This is a genomic window from Verrucomicrobiota bacterium, from assembly GCA_016200005.1.
In the GTDB taxonomy this organism is placed as follows: domain Bacteria; phylum Verrucomicrobiota; class Verrucomicrobiia; order Limisphaerales; family PALSA-1396; genus PALSA-1396.
Genome location: JACQFP010000023.1, coordinates 36,684 through 57,211, shown reverse-complemented (window position 1 = coordinate 57,211; position 20,528 = coordinate 36,684). Strand labels below are relative to the sequence as shown.

Sequence of the window (20,528 nt, the reverse complement as noted above, 5' to 3'; positions counted from 1 at the left end):
GCGCGAAAAGCGAAATGTGATGCCCGCCTCCTCCCGCCGGCGGCTGCTGCTGGAACTCGCCACCCCGGTGGTCAGGAGCAGCATGGCCGGTTGCGTGGTGCTGTTCGCCGTTCTCCTGACGTTCGGGCAATCCCTCGCCGCAGCGGCGGCGCCGGTTGCGAAACCGCCACAGGCGACACACGCCAGTGGAACGAACTTCGACAGCGTTTCCGCGCTGTTCGTGTTCATGCTGGCGACGTTCGTCGGTATCGAGGTCATCCGGCGGGTCTCGCGACTATTACACACACCGCTCATGTCGTTGACCAATGCGATCTCAGCCATTGCCGTCGTGGGCGCGATCCTCGTCGCCGGGCCGCAACATCCCACGTTCATCCATGTGCTGGGCCTGATTGCGGTCGTGGCGTCAGTGACGAACATCGTGAGCGGATTCCTGATCACCGACCGCATGTTGAAAATGTTCAGGAAGAAAGACGACCCGAAACCGAAGTGAACTATTCGATTCAATTCGCGTATTTGATTGCGACGGCGCTGTTCGTCTTTGCGTTGAAGTGGATGAACAAACCGGAGACCGCCCGCCGCGGGGTGCTGGCCGGAGTGACGGCCATGTTGCTGGCGGTTATCGGCACGCTGGAGACGCCCGGCATTGTGAACTTCGGTCACATGGCCATTGCGGTCGTGATTGGCACGGCGATTGGCATCCCGCTTTCGCGCGTGCCGTTGACGGCTGTGCCGCAACGAACGGCCCTTTCCCACGCGTTCGGCGGATTGGCCGCCGGGTTGGTCGGCACGGCGAAATATTATCTCTGGCTCGGAGAAGGCGGAGGAGAACTGACGCCGCTCCGGATCATCGCCATCAGCGCCGAAGTCCTGCTGGGATTCCTGACGTTCACCGGCAGTCTGATGGCGGCGGGCAAGCTGCAGGAAATTCTTCCGACGCGACCCGTCACGTATCGGAATCAAAACGTGTTGAACCTCTCATTGCTCGGCGTCGCGGTCGCCTGCGCAGTCGTGTTGGTGCTGAATCCGGCCTGGCAATGGCTTTTCCCGATCATCATCGCTCTTGCGCTGACGTTCGGCGTGCTGTTGATCCTGCCCATCGGCGGCGCGGACATGCCGACGGTCATTTCGCTGCTCAACTCGTATGCCGGACTCTCGGCGGTCGCGATGGGTTTCGTGCTCGACAACAAACTGCTCATCACGGCCGGCGCGCTCGATGGGTCATCGGGTTTCATTCTCTCCGTCATCATGTGCCGCGCCATGAACCGCAGTTTCACCAACGTCCTCTTTGGCGCATTTGGCACTGTTGCCGCCAAGTCCGCACAAAAGGTGGAAGGTGAACTCAAACCGATCACGGCTGAAGAAAGCTTTGCGATTCTGGAAGGCGCGCGTTCCGTCGTGTTTGTGCCTGGCTACGGCCTGGCGGTGGCGCAGGCGCAACATGCCGTGCGCGAGCTGGCCGAGTTGTTGGAAAAAAACGGCGCCGAGATTCGTTACGCCATTCATCCGGTGGCCGGTCGCATGCCGGGCCACATGAACGTGCTGCTGGCCGAAGCCAACGTGCCGTACGACCAACTCTACGATATGGAAGCCGTCAACCGTATCATCGACACCGTGGATGTGTGCGTGGTGATTGGTGCGAACGACGTGGTGAATCCGGCCGCGCGCGAACAAAAAGACAGCCCGATCTACGGCATGCCGATCGTTGAAGTCGATCGCGCGCGAACGGTGATTGTGCTCAAGCGCTCCATGGCGCCGGGTTTCGCTGGCATCGAGAATCTCCTGTTCTACAAGGAGAACACGCGGATGCTCTTTGGCGATGCCAAGGCGACCTTGCAGGCGCTGGTGGCGGAGTTCAAGGCAACGTAGATCAACGCAGCGCCATCCAAATCCAGAATGTCTATGAATAAGAACATTTGGTCTGCACGGATTTTTTGTTTTTTTTCCATTAGCGAATGCAGTAGAGTGTGCACTCGTGAACCCGTCAGCCAAATCACACTGGATTCTCGTCATCATCGTGACCATGCAAAGCCTCATCGCCGAACCAACCGAAGCGCAGGATCGCACCCAGGCGCGCTCGATGGCCGTGTCGCGCGGCGGCATCGTCGCATCAGAGCATCCGTTGGCGTCGCAGGCCGGCGCCACCATACTCGCGGAGGGCGGCAATGCCATTGATGCGGCCATTGCTGCCAACGCCACGATGGGCGTCGTGGCGCCGATGATGTGCGGCATTGGCGGTGACTTGTTCGCAATCGTGTATGAGGCGAAGAGTGGAAAGGTTTACGGCTTGAACGCGAGCGGCTGGGCGGCGCAAGGATTGAGCATCGAGTTTTTGAAGAGCAAGGGTTTTGCAGCGATGCCGTCGAAGGGAATTCATTCGGTGACGGTGCCAGGCGCGGTGGAAGGTTTGGAAAAGTTGAACCGTCGCTTTGGCAAAAAGAAACTGGCGGACGTGCTCGCGCCGGCCATCCACTTTGCGGAAAAGGGTTTTCCGGTCACTGAACTGGACGCGGAATACTGGGCCGGTGGCGAAAGTTTGTTGCGCAAGGATGAAAACGCGACGCGCACCTACTTGCCGAATGGCCGCCCGCCGCGGCTGGGCGAAATCTATCGCAATGAGGACCTGGCTAAGTCTTACCGACGGATCGCGGCGAAGGGTCGCGATGGGTTTTACCAAGGCGAGACCGCCCGGCACCTGGTCGAGTATTCAATACGCCAGGGGGGAACAATTGACGCCGACGACCTCGCTAAATATTCATGTGAATGGGTCGAACCGATTTCCACCACCTACCACGGCTGGACAGTTTATGAAATACCGCCGAACGGCCAGGGGATCGCCGCCCTCACGATGCTGAACCTGATGGAAAATTTTCCGCTCGCCGAATATGGACACAACTCCGTCACGGATTTGCACGTGATGATTGAAGCCAAGAAACTGGCCTATGCCGACATGCTGCGCTACGTGGCCGATCCGAAGTTCAGCAAAATTCCTGTCGCGGGCATTCTATCCAAGGAGTACGGCCGGCAGCGCGCTAAACTCATCGACATGGACAAAGCGAATTGCCACGTCGAGGCGGGAACTCCGCCCGCAGCGGGCAACGAAACAACTTACCTCTGCGCAGTGGATCGGGACGGGAACATTGTTTCGCTGATCCAAAGCAATTACGGTTCGTTCGGTTCAGGTCTCGTGCCGGATCAATGCGGCTTTGTGCTGCAAAACCGGGGTGGCCTGTTCTCGCTCGATCCCAAAAGTCCGAATCATCTCGTCGGACACAAACGGCCGTTGCACACAATTATTCCGGCAATGATGGCGAAGGGCGACCTGCGCATCGCGTTCGGCATCATGGGAGGATGGAATCAATCACAGGCCCACGCGCAGTTTGTTTCCAACGTGGCGGACCACAAGATGAACCTTCAGTCGGCGTTGGAAGCGCCCCGCTTCAGCAAAGGTTCGTTCGAGGGTTGTGACGTTGCCGTGGAGTCGCGTATTCTGGCGAGAGTCATCGAAGCGCTGACGGCCAAAGGGCATCAGGTTCAGGTGAAAGGCAGCTTCAGCCAGACGGTGGGCGGCGGCCAGGCGGTGATGCGGGATTTTTCAGCGGGCGTGAATTATGGCGCTTCCGATCCGCGCAAAGACGGAGCGGCCATTCCCGAACCGTTGTTGAAAAAGTGAACGGGGAAAAACGTCTGCCTTGGAATTCGCCGAAGACGCCCCCGACTTGAAGACGACCGTTCAGCTCTGGAGCGCCCGTTGCACTTCGGCGAGCATCTCCGTGAGGGGTTGGGTTTTGTGAATGTAACCGGTCGCCCCTTTTTGGCGCGCCAGCGCCAACGATTCTTCATCCAGACCGATACCCGAAAAGATGATGATCGGAATCTGAGGATGGGCCTTTTGAATCGGCGCCAGCAGGTCCAGGCCGTTGGAATCGCCGAGGTTGAGATCGAGAATCACGAGCTGCAGCGGCATTTCGTTGACGAGGCGCAGGGTGTCCTCGGCGGTGCTGGCCGTGCTCACATCGTAGCCGCGCTTTTTGAAGTAGAGGGAAAGTAATTCGCGGGTGGGCGCTTCATCGTCCACCACCAAGATACGTTGATTCATAAATCATTTATCGAGCCGCAGCTCAAACTGCATACAGACCAGTCGGCGTTGAAAAACCGGACTATAGATTCTTGGAGACAGGAGTCTAGCCGTCCAGAAACTCGATTGCCAATGTTGTTTTTCGTCAATTTTCGAGACCCTCCAAGTCGGCGAACTCAGCGTGATGAAGCTTGTTTGTTGACCGGAATTCTGAAATGCTTTCCTGCACATGGAACTCTACCAGTTACGTTACTTCGTCGAAGTGGCGCGGGAACAAAGTTTTACGCGCGCCGCCCGCCGGTTGAATCTGGCCACCCCTGCACTCAGTTTGCAAATCCAGAACCTGGAAAAAGAATTCGGCACGAACTTGTTGATCCGTGGCCAGCGGCAAACGGTTCTGACCCCCGCCGGCGAAATTCTCTTTGAGAAGGCGCAAGCCCTGCTCGGCATGGCGGAGTCGATGAAACAATCCGTTGTAGAAGTGTCTGAGTTGCGCGCCGGAAAATTGACCATCGCTTTTATTCCCGCACTCGGCACTTATTGGTTGGCGGATATTTTTCGAAGCTTTCGCCGCGAATACCCGTGCGTCAATCTGGTGTTGCAGGAGGAAACTTCGCTCGGCGTGGCGGCCTTGGTGGAGGACTCCAGCACCGAGCTGGGCTTCTTGCAGCTTCCCTGCAACAACCAACTCTTCGAAGCGCGGGAAATCTGGAACGAACCGTTCTTTGCCGTTTTGCCAGGCGAGCATTCATTGGCGGATAAGAAGAGCCTGGAGTTGCGTCAGCTTCAACGCGACCAGTTCGTCGTCATTCGTGGCGTGCATCAGGAACGCACCAATGCTTTCTGCCGGGTTGCCGGGTTCGAGCCACAAATTGTCTGTGAATGCAGCGAGCAGGAAACCGCCATCTCTTTGGTGCAGGCCGGCTTGGGCGTCATGCTGCTCCCGCAACTGGTGGCCTGCGTCCTGCGGGACAACGTGGTGGCGGTGCCGGTCCGCGAACCAAAATTGTTTCGCGAGATTGGCTTGATTTCGCGACGCGGAAAAGAACTGTCGGCGGCGGCACGGGCATTTGTCGATCTGGTCAAGAAAGCTCCCTTCCCGGCGTCGGCGAGTCAGCGCGCACCATCGGAGCGCGCTCGCAACAACGTGGTCACTCACTCTGCTGAGACGTCCTTGGCGCATCCGAATAACGACCACAGTGCGCCGCAAGGCTTGCTCACGCCGTTGAAATTCCTGGAACGCAGCGCGCTGGTGTACCGCGACAAGATGGCCGTCAAATATAACGCGCAATCCTGGACCTACGGCGATTTGCAGCAACGAGTAAACCGGCTGGCGTCCGCCTTGCGCAATGCCGACCTCGAACCGGGAGACCGGGTGGCTTTCATTTGTTCCAACGTGCCTGCCATGTTGGAAGCTCACTTCGGAGTGCCGCTGGCCGGTGGTGTATTGGTGCCGATCAATTTCCGACTCGGTTCGGGAGAAATCGCATACATTCTCGGCCATTCGGGCAGCAAGTTTCTATTTGTCGATTCGGAGTTCAGCAATACCGTGCGGCCCATTCTAAGCAATCTGGAAAAGTTCAAGCAGGTGGTGGACATCATCGACACACGCGGCGCCAAACCGCTCGGTGAAATTGAATACGAAGAATTTCTTCGCCGGGGGAATCCCAAGCCACTGGCGTGGCTTCTCAAGGATGAAGACGAACTCATCAGCCTGAACTACACCAGTGGCACGACCGGCAAGCCCAAAGGCGTGATGGTGGTGCATCGGGGGGCTTACTTGCACGCGTTGGGCGAAATCATCGAGGACGGCCTTACGCCGCAGACAAAGTATCTTTGGACCCTGCCGATGTTTCATTGCAATGGATGGTGTTTTACGTGGGCGGTGTCGGCCATTGGCGGCACGCATATTTGCCAGCGCAGATTTGACGCTGGCCGGGCCTGGCAGCTGATCCTCAATGAAGGAGTGACCCATTTGTCCGGCGCCCCCAACGTCATGGCCGCGTTGATCAATCACGCCGATCGCCCGAAAACTTTACGTCAGCCGTTGACGGTGGTGATCGGCGGCGCGCAACCTTCTCCCAGCCTCATCCAACACTTGCAAGAACTGGGTGCTCGCGTCATCCACGGTTACGGGCTGACCGAGACTTACGGAGCTTACACGGTCTGCGAAGCTCAGGCTCACTGGAAAGAGCACTCGGTTTCCCAACAGGCGAATCTTTTGTCCCGCCAGGGCGTTCCGCGCGTCATCGGCGATCCGGTGCGCGTGGTGGACGAAAACCTGCGCGACGTACGATCCGACGGTCAAACCATCGGTGAAGTTATCATGCGCGGGGCTACCGTGATGAAGGGTTACTACAAAGAACCCGAGGCCACTGCCAAGGATTTCCGGGGTGGCTGGTTTCACAGCGGCGATCTGGCCGTGGTGCATCCTGATGGTTACATCGAGCTTCACGACCGGTTGCGCGATATCATCATCACAGGCGGCGAGAATGTTTCCTCCAACGAGATTGAGCAAACGCTCTATACCCATCCGGCGGTGGCGGAAGTGGCCGTGGTTGGCGTGCCGCATCAAAAATTGGGGGAAACGGCCAAGGCTTTTGTCGTAATCAAAGACGGCGTCAAGGCCAGCGAACGGGAATTAATCAAATTCTGCCGCGGCAAACTCGCCAGCTTCAAAATCCCAACGGCCATTGAGTTTCGTCCCTCGTTGCCGCGAACCAGTTCGGGCAAAATCCAGAAGTTCCTGCTGCGCGAAAAGGAATGGGCCGGACACGAAAAGCGAATTCAGGGAGTTTGAACCAGAACTCACCTGACCCTCCCTTCTGATTCAAGCCTGCTCCCTTGCGGCTTGACGCGCGTTTGCAACTCGCTACAACAGTGACAGTGCCCATTTAATTGCCGACAAAATGTTCCTATTATGAAACAAACATCACTCATACTCGCCGTTTCGCTGTCTATCACCATGATTGCGCTTAACACTCAAGGGCAATCGAACACACGCAAGGCGAACGAGGACGTCAACAGCGCCGACTTGCGGCAGCGGCCCGGTCTGAAACCAGACGAGAATCTTTTGTTCAATGGCTGGGGCGTGTCGCCAGCGGGCAAGCATGTCCTGTTGGGCGACATGCCACTCAAAATGATGATCTCGCCCGACCAGAAAATGCTCGTGGCAGTGAGCGCCGGTTTCATCAACGTTGGCTTGACGCTGATCGATCTTGAAGGCAAACGCGTGGCGCAATTTGTGCCGTTGCCGGTGGCGTGGAATGGTCTGGCCTTCAGCAAGGATGGCAAACGGATTTTCGTGTCGGGTGGAGATTCCGGTAGTATTCACGCCTTCAAATACGCAGACGGCAAAGCCACCACGAACATGACGGTGAAACCATCGCCCGATGCGGTGGGAACTTTTCTTGGCTCCATCGCTGTCCATCCCTCGACTGGCAAACTCTATGTGTGCAATCAGGGCAATCACGAAATCTGGGTGGTCAATCCCGACACGCTCGCGTTGGAGATGACGATTCCCGTCGGCCAATACCCACACTCGTGCGCGATGGGTGCCGACAAGCGTTACCTTTACGTGAGCAACTGGGGAAGTCGGAGCTTGAGCATTATTGACACGGAAAAGAACCGGCGCGAGCGCGACATCACCGTCGGTCTCCGACCCAACGACATGACGCTGGCGCCGGACGGCCGATTGTTCGTCGCCTGCGCCGGCGACAACACGGTGCACGTCATCATGACAAAAGCATTGGAAAACCCCGGCCTTCCGGCCAGCCCGGCGCGCCCGTTGTGGGCCGGGACGCGCGAAATCATTTCCACTTCGCTCTACCCGCAATCGCCGGAAGGCAGCACGCCGTCCGCCGTCGCCGTTTCGCCGGATGGCAAGACTTTGTTCATCGCCAATTCGGACAACAACAACGTGATGGTTGTCAATATCACCGACGAAAAAACGTCAGTCGCCGATGGCTTCATTCCCGTCGGCTGGTATCCGAGCGCACTCGCCGTCAGTCCGGACAATCGCACACTTCTGGTCGCGAACGGCAAAGGGCTGAAGTCGCGCGCCAACGTGCCAGCCCGGACGAAAGAACCCGACCGCCTGCACAAACCACCGGCGTTTGATTATATCGGCGACACGTTTGAAGGCTCCATTTCGTTCATCGCCAAACCCGGTTCGGCGCAAATGGCGACTTATACGGAACAGGTCCGACGCAATTCACCTTACACACCCGAGGCGTTGCATCGCGCGCCGATGCGGAGTCACAGTGTCATTCCCACCCAGGTTGGTGAACCCTGTCCCATCAAATACGTCCTCTACATCATCAAAGAGAACCGCACCTACGATCAGGTCTTTGGCGATTTCAAGGACAGCGACGGCAAACCCGCCGGCAACGGCGATCCCAAGCTCACCATGTATGGCGAGAATGTGACCCCGAACCATCATCAACTCGCGCGCGATTACGTCTTGCTCGACAATTTTTATTGCAATGGCGAGGTCAGCGTGGACGGACACAGTTGGTGCGACGCCGCCATCGCCACAGATTACAATCAGCGGTCCTGGATTCTCTCCTACTCCAAGCACGGTCGCATGCATGGCAACGAAGAAATGGAAAATCCCGCCGCCGGTTATCTCTGGGACTTGTGCCGCCGCCACGGGGTGAGTTTCAAAAACTACGGTGAAGGCGCGCAACGTGTTCCCTCAATCAATCGTGGGACTTGGGGTCCTGGACGCGACAAGGACCGGGTGGACTGGTGGATCAAGGATTTGCAGGCCGCGGAAAAGAGCGGCGATCTGCCGCGCTTCATGATCATGTCCCTGGGCGAAAACCATACGCGCGGCACTCGACCCGGCGAGTTTACACCGGACGCCTGCGTGGCGAGCAACGACATTGGGCTCGGCAAGATCGTGGAAGCGGCGACGCGCAGCAAATTCTGGAAGGAGATGGCCATCTTCGTCACTGAGGACGATGCGCAGAATGGTCCCGATCACGTGGACGCGCATCGTACCGTCGGTCTGGTCATCAGTCCATATTGCAAGCGGCACATTGTCGATAGCACGCTCTACACGACCGCCAGCATGATCCGCACGATGGAATTGATCCTCGGTCTGCCGCCGTTGACGCAGTACGACGCGGGCGCGACCCCAATGTTCAATTGCTTTCGTCCCGCGCCCATAGCGACTCCCTACACCATGTTGACGCCCAAGGTCGATTTGTATGCAAAGAACACGGCGAAATCTCCCTTCGCGAAAGAATCCAGTCGGATGAACTTCAGCGAATATGATCTCGCGCCGGAAGATGAACTCAACCGCATTCTTTGGTACGTGGCCAAAGGGCCGCATGTGCCTTACCCCGCGCCGGTTCATCGCGCACTGTTTACCCAACCGTGAAATGAGTGCCAGCAACCTTACTCGACGCGATTTTCTGAAAACTTCCGCAGCTTCCGCCGGGGTTCTGGTGATCGGCGGTTTGACGCCCCAGACTGTATTAGGTGCGAATGACCGTCTCGGCTTCGGTGTCATTGGCTGTGGTGGTCAAGGCACGGGGCACGTGAACAGCCTCGTGAAACGGAGCGAGCCGGACAATATCAAGGTGCTGGCGGTCTCCGATGTTTACCAGCGTCGGGTCACGCGGGCCAAAAGCATTTGCGTAGGCGACGGCTATCTCGATTACCGGAAACTTCTGGAACGAAAAGATATTGACGCGGTGCTCATCGCCACACCCGATCATTGGCACGCGAAGATTTCCATCGATGCGATGGAAGCCGGCAAGCACGTCTATGTCGAAAAGCCGATGACCCATACCGTCGCGCAGGCGATTGAATTGCGCGAAGCCGTGAAGCGCACCAAGAAAATCCTGCAAGTCGGCCCAAACGGAACGGCCAACGACAGTTTCTGGCAGGCGCGTGAAGCGATCCAGGCCGGGCGCATCGGCAAAGTGACGTGGGCACACGGCAGCTACAATCGCAACGCGCGCGTCTGCCTGTTCAACACACATCAAACGATTGATTCGTCCGCCGGCCCGCATAAAACCGGCGAGGATTACATTGATTGGGACATGTGGCTCGGTCACAAGTGGGGACTCGCACCGAAGATTCCGTGGAATCCCGAACACTTTTTTCGCTTTCGCAAATACTGGCCCTACAACGGCGGCGTCGCCACGGATTTGCTTTATCACAAGCTTGCGCCGTTGCTCATCGCAATCGCCGGGCCGGACGGCGAATATCCGCGCCGCGTCAACGCCAGCGGCGGCCTCTACATCGAGAAGGACGGCCGCGACATTCCCGACACGTTCCTGATGACCGCGGATTATCCGAGCGAGTGGTCGCTCTTCCTGGTCAGCACGCTCACCAATGACGCCGGCATTCCTGACCGCATCTACGGGAAGTACGGCACGATGGAACTCGGCGGCGAACCATTCCTGCGTTTCAACGGCGATTTCGGCGCAGAGTTCAAAGCGAAGAACGACGGCAAGGAAGAAGTCCGCATCCCGCTCAAACCGCGCCGCGACTTGGAAGGCAACTTCATTGATGTGCTGCGCGGCAACGGCACGCTCCATTGCAATGTGGATCTCGGCGCATCCACGATGGTGGCGATAAAACTCGCCGTGGAATCGTATCGTCAGAACAAGACGATGCTTTGGGATGCGAAAAAGGAAGAAGTCGTGGCGGCATGAGAACATCAACCGTTGCAATCCTCCTTGCGCTTGCCTCAACCCTATTTGGCGCTGACAACGAATTGACGGACCACGAAAAACGCGCAGGTTGGATTCTACTTTTTGATGGCAAGACACAATCCGGTTGGATGAACAGCAACCGTACGCCACCCCGCACACCGGTCGAAGAGGGCGCGCTCAATCCGCACAAGGCCGGACATTACATGCTGGTGCACACGCAACAGTGGGAGATCTTTGTTCTCTCGCTCGACTTCAAGATCAGCAAAGGCTGCAACAGTGGAATCTTTGTTCACACGTTTTCGCTCACGCCCTTGCCCGGCAAGGACGTTGGTTGGAACGGAATGGAAGTCGCCATCGACGACACATCCGGTGCGGGCTATCACGACACCGGCGCGATTTATGATCTCGTGAAGCCGACGAAGAACGCGATGAAGCCGGTCGGCGAGTGGAATCATATCGAGATCACCTGCAACAAGAGCCTGATCGACGTTGTGTTGAACGGCGAGCACGTCACGCACATGAATATGGACGAGTTCACGCAACCCAACCGGCGTCCCGACGGCCGCGAGCACAAGTTCGACATCGCCTACAAGAACCATCCGCGCAAAGGTTACATCGGTTTGCAGGACCACGGCAGCCCGTGTTGGTTCAAGAACATCAAGCTGCGGCCGTTGAAGTAAGATTGCCGACGGTGTTATTTTCAATGAGCGCCATTGACTCAGCGACTCTCAACTCACTCTGGCACGATGCCGACGCTCGCGAAGTGCTCTTGCGGGCAATAATCACCGAACGGTTGGCCGCCAAACCACCGCCGATGGATGTTGACTTCATCGTCACAACTTATTTCTTCGCGCTTCGGAGTTGGAGTCTTGATCACGCGGCCAAGGAAATCAGTTACCACGCGACGAGTGGAACGAAGCACATCCCGCCCGGTTCATTGTTGGAGCAATGCACCGCCAAAACTGTCGGCGTCGATGCGTTTGATGCCACGGGGCGCCTCGGTTTGTTGCACATCGCCTTTCCGTTGAAAATGTTGTTGCAGCCGGATGGTCATCTGACGTCATGCGACATTCTTCACACCATCGCCGGGGCGATCATCTTTGATGTGTACGAGGTTCAGGACGTGCGCTTGGTCGCGTTGCAAATTCCGGAGAAAGTCATCCGCACATTTCCCGGCCCGGCTTATGGGCCTCAAGGCGTTCGCAAGCTGACCGGTTTTGCTCCCGCAGAACCTGCGTTCGGCACCATTCTCAAGCCAACGGCTGGCATCACGCCGGAGGAGGTTGGCGTGTTGGTCGAAGAGGCAGCGGCGTGTCCGCTGTTTTTGTTTGTGAAGGAGGACGAGAATCTTTATCCCCGGCTCGATTACTCACCGGCGAAGGAACGCACGCGTCAGGCTGTGGCAGCCATTCAACGTGCGCGTGACAAACGGGGCGGACGCGGACTCATCTTCGCTCCGCACATCAGCGGGGCGCCGAATGAAATTCTCGAAACCGTCCATGCCGTGATTGAAGCGGGCGCGACTGGTGTGATGTTCAGCGAAACGTTCGCCGGCGGCACCGTGCGCATGGTGCGCGAGGCCACCAGACACATGAAGAATCCGCCTGCGATCTACGGTCACAACGCGGGCATCGGCGTCAAGACGCGTGGCGGCATCTGGCGCGAGGTGATTGATCTGCTGGCGCGGCTCGACGGCATTGACTTTCGCCAGACCGCACCCGTGAAGCCGGGTGAACCGTTTCTCAAGCCTTACGGTCTCGAATGGGAAGCGTCCGAGGCGACACTCACGCGCCCGTTGCCCGGCATCAAACCGACAATGATCGCCCGCGCCGGCGGATTGGACCAGGGCAACATCGGCATCAACCTCGCCGACGTGGAAAAGCGCGGCATGGCGGAGAATGTTTTGTTCCTCGCCGGTTCGGCGATCAACTCGATCAAAAACGCCGCCGGCAAAACCGATCCGAAACTTGGCGCGGAAGCGATGATGCAGGCCCTTGAAGTCCATCGCTCCGGTGAATTGCGCGACGTGCCAATGGAGGAGCATCTTCCGGCCTTGATTGCGCTGGCCGAACGGAAGCAACTCAAAACATTGCGCGAAGCGTTGCGCCAACGGTATCCTGCAGAAGCGCGATGAAAAAAGAATCTCGTCTCCTGCGGGTCGGTGTCCTCGGCTGCGGCCCCATTTCACAGATTGCCCATTTTGACGCCATTCGCAAAGCGCGCAATGCGGAGTTGTACGCCGTATGCGATCTGGCCGATGACTTGCGCGAGAAGATGACGGCCATTCACGAACCGCGCGTGGCATACTCCAAGTTTGATGAGATGCTGGCCGACCCACAAGTGGAGGCGGTCGTCATCGCGGTTGCCGATCAATTCCACGTGCCGCTCAGTCTTCAGGCGATTGCCGTGGGCAAACACGTCCTCGTGGAGAAACCTTTGGGCGTGGCGATTGAAGAGTGTGAATCGTTGCGGCAGGGTTTGCGTGAAACCAAACTGGTTTTTCAAATCGGGAACAATCGACGCTTCGATCCCGGCATCGCCTTCGCTCAGCGCTTCATTCGAGAGGAACTCGGTCAGATGATGGCGTTCAAGGCGTGGTATTGCGATTCCACCTATCGCTACACCATGACCGACAATCTCCAGCCAATTCCGTTGACCAGTTCGCAAGCGCGGCGGCCCGAAGGAAATCCCAAAGCGGACAAGCGGCGTTATTTCATTCTCACGCACGCCAGCCATCTCGTGGACACAGCGCGTCTTCTGGGTGGCGAACTGGTCAGCGTTCGAGCGCGGCTGGCGGAAAAGTTCGGCGCGTTTTGCTGGTTTGTGGAAGTGGAATTCGCGAACGGAGCGCTGGGGCATCTCGATTTAACCATTCCGGTGCGCGGCGATTTTGAAGAAGGCTTCCAGGTTTATGGAGAACAAGGCAGCGTGAACGGCAAGATCTATCTGCCTTGGTTTCACAAATCGAGTGTCGTGGAATGTTTTTCCGCAAAGGACGGGCAGTATCATCGTCCGCTAGGCGAGGATGCGCACACTTACAAGCGACAGATCGAAGGGTTTGCCGACACGATTCTGCACAGCGCCCCGCAACACGGCGCGAACATCGACGACGGCGTCGCCGCAATGCGGGCGATGGTTGCCATCGCCCGTTCAGTCGAAATCGGCAAGAGCGTTCAACTGGCCCATGTGACCGGAGGCGTCTGATGCAGCTTGGAATCTTCGCCAAGACTTTTGTTCGACCGACGCTCGGTGAAACGCTGGACGCCGTGGTCCACCACGGCCTTGACTGCATCCAATTCAACTTCTCCTGTGTCGGCCTGCCCACGTTGCCGGAGCAGATTGATGCCGCGCTTACGGATCAAATCCGTCGCGAGCTGGCAACCCGCCGGCTGACGATGTCCGCCGTCTCCGGCACATGCAACCTCATCCATCCTGATCTCCAAAAGCGACGCGATGGGCTGCGGCGATTGAAGGTGTTGATCACGGCGGCGCGCCAATTGGGCACGTCGAGTCCGTCGCGGATGGAAATCAGCAAAGAGATAAACCAACCCCTCACCCGACCTCCGGTCACCCTCTCCCCCTCCGAGGGGGAGAGGGGCGGGGTGAGGGGGCGTTCGGTTGGTTGGAAAGAGAGCCACAGTCAACAGTCGCCGGTTATCACGCTCTGCACCGGCACCCGCGACCCTGAGGACATGTGGCGTCGGCATCCCGACAACGATTCACCGGAAGCCTGGCGCGAGTTGCTTGCGAGCTTGAGCGACGTGCTGCCGGTGGCCCAAACCAACGACGTCACGCTGGCGTTCGAACCGGAAGTCAGCAACGTGGTGGATTCGGCGCGCAAGGGACGCCAGTTGCTCGACGAACTGAAATCGCCGAATCTGAAAGTTGTGATGGACGGCGCCAACCTGTTCCACGCCGGTGAACTGCCGCGCATGAAGGGGATTTTGACCGAGGCGTTCGATTTTCTAGGCCCGAACATCGTCATCGCCCACGCCAAAGACTTGAGTCGCGATGGTGAAATGGGAAACGTGGCGGCGGGCAAAGGCTTATTGGACTACGACCTCTATCTCTCACTCCTCGACGGCGTTGGATTCAGCGGCCCTTTGATCTTGCACGGGATGGAGGAAAAGGAAGTGCCAGAGGGGGTCGCGTTTCTACGTGGCAAAACGGAGATCATGAAATGAAAATGCGAATATTTTTGTCGATGCGAATGCCTCTTGCGCATTCATGTCAGTTGATATATTTACCGGCGGCGGGATCATCAATGTTTAGGCTGCGCGAGACACTATGTTCAAATTACGCCCCAAGACCGAAATGATATGGGCAGCCTCTGGTCTGGCATTTATGTCCTTGGCGTTACTCTTATCTCTGATAGGCACGATACCTCCATACCTGAAATTCCGGAAAATGGCAGGCGACCAGATCGTATTTTCAGCCGACGGCTACGCCAGATTGCTGGAGGCTTATCGGGCTCTCATGTTTATGCTACTGCCAGCACTGGCGGTTCTCTCTGGAGTCGGAGCGTGGGTTGTGTTTAAGAACTTGAAGCGGATTAGAGATGATACGCCAAACGCAGACTAAAACCACCAAAGCCATCCCGTAAAAGCCAACGGCAGATGGTGTTGTCTTGCCCCGCCTCAGGCACGGTTGTTTTGCTAACATCAAGCATGGCTGTTCTTGAACACGAAGGTTTGAGTTTCCACTTCCTCGACAAAGGCAGTGGCACGCCGTTCTTTTTTCAGCATGGATGGGGCGGCGATGTGAACCAGACATTTGAATTGGCTGCGTTCAAAAGAACTTGGCGGTAATTTCGCGGGGCGTGGCGATTACTGGCATATCCACGTCGAACGCCTTCAACTCCAAGGCCGCGCGTTGAAAATCCAATCCTCGCAAGTGAGCGTCGCCACTCAGAAGAATGGCGCATCCCAACAAAGCCGCCTCAGCCAGAATGAGTCCATCGTTATACTCTTCGGCAGGCAGCAGCCTCGAATCCTGGAATTTGTCAGCAATCCGTTCGACGATGCCATGTTCGACCGGAACGAGATTGACCAATTCGAGTCCCCATCCACTCAAACCCAGCAAGGCCCGCGTAGCCTGGTCAGCGTCGGTGGTAGCGTCACATTCTTCGGCGAGATACACCAGTTCTTGAAAAACAGTAGGAGTGACCAACATGCGTCCTGGCTTCAGCCGTCGGCGGAGAACCTCCAGCGCATCAAGAATGTGCTCCTTGCGATCGGCAAGGTCGAGAGGGACGTTCGTGTCAACCGCGATGAGTGGCCTTCGCAGCGGAGGAGTTGCCATAAATAATCCGAAGCCCGCGGGCCATGAGCTTCTGACGTTCCGCATCAGTCAAGCGGCTCATGCGTGGACGATGTTTTTCCACCAACTTCATTCCCGAAGATTTTTGTTGCGCTTCGGACGTTGCGAGCTTGCTTGTTTTCACAGCGCGAATATGGCACTGGTCAATGAATGCGTCAATCACATGCTTGCTGGTTTTACCCAAGCCGAGCGCGTGTGGGGCGTCCGTTTTGTCGTGTGAGGCAGTCGCGCGGAGCGTCTCTTCCATCCAGCTTGCCCCGTGGGAAAGGGAAACCGTTTGATCCCATGTTTCCCATTCTGCCCGCGAAATGCCGCTGGGTTCGACAGGCCGCAGGTTTTCCACGGGTTGGATTGAACCCACGCTTAAAAGCTAACGGCAGATGGTTTTGTCTTGCCCCGCCTCAGACGCGGTTGGTTTGCTAACCTGAAGCATGGCAATTTTTGAACACGACGGTTTGAATTTCCACTACCTTGACATAGGCAACGGCACGCCGTTCTTTTTTCAGCATGGGCTGGGCGGCGATGTGAACCAGACTTTCGGACTGTTTCACCCGCCTCCCGGCATTCGATTGATCACACTTGATTGCCGCGCGCACGGTGAAACATGGCCAGTGGGCGATCCGGAAAAGATCAGCATCGCCACGTTCGCTAATGACCTGCGCGCGCTGATGGATCATCTGCAAATCCAACACGCCATCGTCGGCGGCATTTCGATGGGCGCAGCCGTCGCGCAGAATTTTGTTCTGCGATTTCCAGAGCGGGTGATGGGTTTGATTCTGTCGCGTCCGGCGTGGGTGGATCGTCCGAACCCGGAGAACGTCGCCGTCTTTTCCCAAATCGCGCAGTTAATTCGCGCGCACGGCGCTAAACGAGGGCACGAAATGTTCGTCCAGACAGAGACGTATCAAAATATTCGGAGCAGGTTTCCCGACACGGCCAATTCTCTGTTGACCCAGTTTAATCATCCGCGCGCCGAGGAAACCGTGGTGAAGCTGGAGCGTATCCCGAATGACGCGCCAAGTCGTGATGTTGGTGAGTTGGGAAAGATTCGTGTGCCGACGCTGGTTCTCGCGAACCGACAAGACCCGATTCATCCTTTCGAGTATGGTGAAATCCTCGCGCGGGCGATCCCCAACGCGGAGTTCAAGGAACTGACATCGAAGTCCATGAGTTTGGAACGTCACGAGCTGGAGGTGCAGCAATACATTGAAGGGTTTTTGAAAATGCATTTTTAAAGCAGTCGTCCTCCCTCACCCTGACCCTCTCCCGCTGGGAGAGGGGACAGCCATCGCACGCCTTGTTTATTCGAATGCGCAGCCGGCAAATCCAGCGGGCCGATCTTTTTGTGAAGCCGGATACAATTCTCCCTCTCCCGACGGGAGAGGGCCGGGGTGAGGGGGAAAGCTCCTTTATTTGAGTGACCTCGATTTCGCTGCGACCGCATGAGTGTCCCTTAAAATCTGATTTCCTCCGCACGATGTCTGTGGCTAACTAACCGCCATGCTGAAATGTTCCACTTCCCTCTGGTCTGCCGACCTCGGAAATCTGACCGCAGACATGAAACGCGTCGAGCCGTTCTCCGAGCGGTTTCACATCGACGTGGCCGACGGTCATTACGTGAACAACCTGCTGTTCTTTCCCGACCTGGTGAAACAACTCCGGCCTCATACCCGATTGCCGTTTGAAGTTCATCTCATGGTCACCGAGCCTTTGGAATGGGTTGATCCATTTATCGAAGCGGGCGCGGATGTTGTGATCTGTTGTTTTGATTCAGCGAAGAATCCCGGGGAAGTGTTGAAGGCCATCAAATTGAAAGGCAAGCAAGCCGGCGTGTCATTGCTCATCAACGAACCAATCGAACTGCTCGAAACATATTGGAGCGAACTGGACATCGTGACCATCGTCGGTACCGCGATGGGCATCAAAGGGGCTTCAATGGACGCCACGGTGCCTGGTAAAATCCGTAAGGCTCGCGAGATCATCACGACGCGAAAACTGAACACAGTGATCGAAGCCGACGGCGGGATTCGGCGCGAGACGGTGCCGTTGCTCAAGGCTGTCGGAGCGGATTTTATTGTGCCCGGCTCACTGATGTTCAAGGAAGACCCGGCGGCAATGCGACAATGGCTGGCCGGTCTTTGATCTTCACGTGAAATCGCGAATCGACATCCTGGGTCTGGGCTGCACGGCCGTGGACGAAGTGCTTTACGTGCCCGCCTGGCCGCCGGCGGATGTGAAGACGCGCGTGCTGCAGCGCGAGCGGCATTGCGGCGGGTTGACGGCGACGGCGCTGGTGGCCGCGTCGCGGCTGGGCGCGCGGTGCGTTTATGCCGGAGTTCTGGGTGATGACGAGAACTCGCGATACGTCCTCGACTGCCTGAGTCGGGAAGGGGTCGATGTGAGCCAGGCAATTCGACGAAAGGTCGCCCGGCCGGTTCAGTCAGTCATCGTCGTGGATGAGCGGCGGAAGACGAGAAATATTTTTTTTCAAACTGACGGCGTTGCTGGCGCTAGTGATAAGTCTCCGTCCAGAGGTGTTATTCTTTCGGCGCGGGTTTTGTTCGTGGACAATTTTGGAATCCAAGGAATGATTCGCGCCGCGCGCATCGCCCGCGCTGCCGGGATTCCGGTTGTGGCCGACTTTGAACATGCCGATGCGCCGCGATTTGGCGAACTGCTCGCGTTGGTGGATCACTTGATTCTGTCAGAAGCTTTTGCCTGCAAATTCACCGGAACTGTCAGCCCCGCCGTCGCCGTTTCGCGATTGTGGAACGAACGGCGGCGGGTCGTGAGCGTCACGTGCGGAGTGAAGGGGTGCTTTTATCTGGATCAATCAGGTGAACTTCCCAAACATGCGCCGGCATTCCAAGTCAAAGCGCAAGACACGACTGGTTGCGGCGATGTGTTTCACGGCGCTTACGCGATGGCGCTGGCGCGAGGAATGGAGTTGAGCGAGCGGATTCGGTTTGCTTCAGCCGCAGCGGCGCTGAAAGCAACTGGGCGCGGCGGCCAAGACGGCATTCCCACGTTGACGTTGGTGAAGAGATTTCTGAAACAACAATCACAATGAACATCCGAAGCTCGACGCGCGAATTGGAGGAAGCACTCGCCGGAATTCCCATGCTTGACATCCACACGCATCTGGTCGGCGGCAGGCTGGGCGCGCGCGGACTACACGATGTGCTGCTCTATCACATGGTGGTGAGCGATCTCTACGCGGCGGGCTGTCCCAGCGGCGCGCGGTTGACGCAGTTTCCGCGATGGCCGGCTGAGGCCGAAGCGCATGAGCGGATTCGGGAAGCACTACCTTTTCTTCCGCTCATCCGAAACACCAGTTCTTTCTGGGTGGTGCGCTTGATTCTCGCCGACCTTTACAATTGGCGCGATCCGATCACCGCTGATAACTGGCGAAAGCTCGACGACTTGATTCGTGAGCGGGCGGATGACCGTGCCTGGCATCACGCCATTCTGGATCGATTGAACATCCGGCGAACGGGAACGGAGATTGCGCGGCGCGGGGCAGGGGAGGATGACGACCATTTGCAGTATGCGCTCGAATGGGGGTTTTTCACGCGCTGCCAATGGGGTGAGTTCGACACGGCGCTTTACGAATTGGAACGTTGCTGGGGCCGGACGCCAAACAATCCCTCGCCGATCAGCGCGGGCTCGCGTCCACCGACAGAACGCATGATTCGTTCGCTCGACGACGTTCGCGCCGCGGTGAAACATTACGTGAGCGTCATCCCTTACTCGCAGATCATCGCCACCGCCACGCACCTTTCCACGGACATTGACTACGAAATGATGAGCGATGCGGAAATGGCATCTGCGCTGGCGCGACGCAGTCAGGCCGGCCCGGCCGAACGCGACGTTTATGCCTCTTACATCAACGAAGCATTCCTCACCGAACTGGAAAAACACGGCGACAAAATTGTTTTCCAGTTCAGTCTGGGTGCGGAGCCATTGCCGTTCGAAACGGGCAGCAGGCTTTCGCAACGGACCATCAGTCAACTGGCTGCGATCATCGGTCGCCATCCAAAATTGCGCTTTCAATGTTTTCTTTCCAGCCGCCACGCGAATCAATCGCTCTGCACCTTGGCGCGCGAGTTACCAAACTTCAGCCTCGCGGGTTATTGGTGGCACAACTTCTTTCCGGACGTGATTCGACAGGTGATGGCCGAGCGGTTAGACATGCTGCCGCTGAATAAACAGATCGGATTCTTTTCGGATGCCTACTGTGTGGAGTGGTGTTATGGCAAGGCGCTACTGGTGCGCAAGCAACTGGCGGGCGTGCTGGCTGAGAAGATCGAGCAAGGACAATATTCGCGTGACGACTCACTGACGATTGCGCGGGCGATTCTCTTTGAAACTCCGCAAACGCTGCTCCAAATGAAGCCGCGCCAACAGTGAACAGTTTCTCTCCTGTTGGCGCGGGAGCCGGCTCACTGTCTCGTGAGCTGGTG

16 protein-coding genes are annotated in these 20,528 nt (G+C 57.3%); 14 read left to right on the top strand and 2 right to left on the bottom strand.

Going from position 1 to position 20,528, the window contains the following annotated elements; translation table 11 throughout:
• The first annotated feature begins 82 nt into the window (after window positions 1-82).
• From HY298_08790 to ggt, 3 genes are all read left to right on the top strand, one after another.
• Complete coding sequence (locus tag HY298_08790) at window positions 83-490, top strand: NAD(P) transhydrogenase subunit alpha (protein MBI3850370.1); 408 nt, start codon at window positions 83-85, stop codon at window positions 488-490.
• Complete coding sequence (locus HY298_08785) at window positions 487-1,866, top strand: NAD(P)(+) transhydrogenase (Re/Si-specific) subunit beta (GenBank protein MBI3850369.1); 1,380 nt, start codon at window positions 487-489, stop codon at window positions 1,864-1,866. Before HY298_08790 ends, HY298_08785 begins: the two co-directional genes overlap by 4 nt.
• A gap of 154 nt (window positions 1,867-2,020) precedes the next feature.
• On the top strand, window positions 2,021-3,670 hold the full coding sequence (gene ggt / locus HY298_08780) for a gamma-glutamyltransferase (protein MBI3850368.1): 1,650 nt from the start codon (window positions 2,021-2,023) through the stop codon (window positions 3,668-3,670).
• 60 nt (window positions 3,671-3,730) lie between these two features.
• Here the strand turns inward: ggt and HY298_08775 are convergent, their stop codons facing one another.
• Window positions 3,731-4,096 (bottom strand): response regulator, encoded by a 366-nt coding sequence (locus HY298_08775; protein ID MBI3850367.1) that lies wholly within the window; start codon window positions 4,094-4,096, stop codon window positions 3,731-3,733.
• Window positions 4,097-4,304: 208 nt separating this feature from the next.
• Between HY298_08775 and HY298_08770 the strand changes: the two genes are divergently transcribed.
• The 7 genes from HY298_08770 to HY298_08740 all read left to right on the top strand — a co-directional run bounded on the left by HY298_08770 (window position 4,305) and on the right by HY298_08740 (window position 14,930).
• A complete protein-coding gene (locus HY298_08770; protein MBI3850366.1) occupies window positions 4,305-6,875 on the top strand; it encodes a long-chain-fatty-acid--CoA ligase in 2,571 nt (856 codons plus the stop codon).
• Window positions 6,876-7,040: 165 nt separating this feature from the next.
• Complete coding sequence (locus HY298_08765; protein ID MBI3850365.1) at window positions 7,041-9,461, top strand: bifunctional YncE family protein/alkaline phosphatase family protein; 2,421 nt, start codon at window positions 7,041-7,043, stop codon at window positions 9,459-9,461.
• A gap of 1 nt (window position 9,462) precedes the next feature.
• Entirely contained in the window at window positions 9,463-10,746 is a 1,284-nt protein-coding gene (locus HY298_08760; GenBank protein ID MBI3850364.1) for a Gfo/Idh/MocA family oxidoreductase, read from the top strand.
• Entirely contained in the window at window positions 10,743-11,426 is a 684-nt protein-coding gene (locus HY298_08755; protein MBI3850363.1) for a DUF1080 domain-containing protein, read from the top strand. The genes HY298_08760 and HY298_08755 overlap by 4 nt, the downstream gene beginning before the upstream one ends.
• Window positions 11,427-11,449: 23 nt before the next feature.
• Window positions 11,450-12,880 (top strand): hypothetical protein, encoded by a 1,431-nt coding sequence (locus HY298_08750; GenBank protein ID MBI3850362.1) that lies wholly within the window; start codon window positions 11,450-11,452, stop codon window positions 12,878-12,880.
• Window positions 12,877-13,950 (top strand): Gfo/Idh/MocA family oxidoreductase, encoded by a 1,074-nt coding sequence (locus HY298_08745; protein ID MBI3850361.1) that lies wholly within the window; start codon window positions 12,877-12,879, stop codon window positions 13,948-13,950. Before HY298_08750 ends, HY298_08745 begins: the two co-directional genes overlap by 4 nt.
• Entirely contained in the window at window positions 13,950-14,930 is a 981-nt protein-coding gene (locus HY298_08740) for a sugar phosphate isomerase/epimerase (GenBank protein ID MBI3850360.1), read from the top strand. The genes HY298_08745 and HY298_08740 overlap by 1 nt, the downstream gene beginning before the upstream one ends.
• 604 nt (window positions 14,931-15,534) lie before the next feature.
• Here HY298_08740 and HY298_08735 read toward each other — a convergent pair.
• Entirely contained in the window at window positions 15,535-16,047 is a 513-nt protein-coding gene (locus HY298_08735) for a type II toxin-antitoxin system VapC family toxin (protein ID MBI3850359.1), read from the bottom strand.
• A gap of 449 nt (window positions 16,048-16,496) precedes the next feature.
• On the opposite strand from HY298_08735, the gene HY298_08730 reads away from it, so the two are divergent.
• The 4 genes from HY298_08730 (at window position 16,497) to HY298_08715 (ending at window position 20,475) form a co-directional block, all read left to right on the top strand.
• Window positions 16,497-17,300: an alpha/beta hydrolase gene (locus HY298_08730; protein MBI3850358.1), complete on the top strand. Its 804-nt coding sequence runs from the start codon at window positions 16,497-16,499 to the stop codon at window positions 17,298-17,300.
• A gap of 265 nt (window positions 17,301-17,565) precedes the next feature.
• On the top strand, window positions 17,566-18,207 hold the full coding sequence (locus HY298_08725; protein ID MBI3850357.1) for a ribulose-phosphate 3-epimerase: 642 nt from the start codon (window positions 17,566-17,568) through the stop codon (window positions 18,205-18,207).
• Between the two features lie 7 nt (window positions 18,208-18,214).
• Entirely contained in the window at window positions 18,215-19,135 is a 921-nt protein-coding gene (locus HY298_08720) for a permease (GenBank protein ID MBI3850356.1), read from the top strand.
• On the top strand, window positions 19,132-20,475 hold the full coding sequence (locus tag HY298_08715) for a hypothetical protein (GenBank protein ID MBI3850355.1): 1,344 nt from the start codon (window positions 19,132-19,134) through the stop codon (window positions 20,473-20,475). Before HY298_08720 ends, HY298_08715 begins: the two co-directional genes overlap by 4 nt.
• The last annotated feature ends 53 nt before the right edge of the window (window positions 20,476-20,528 follow it).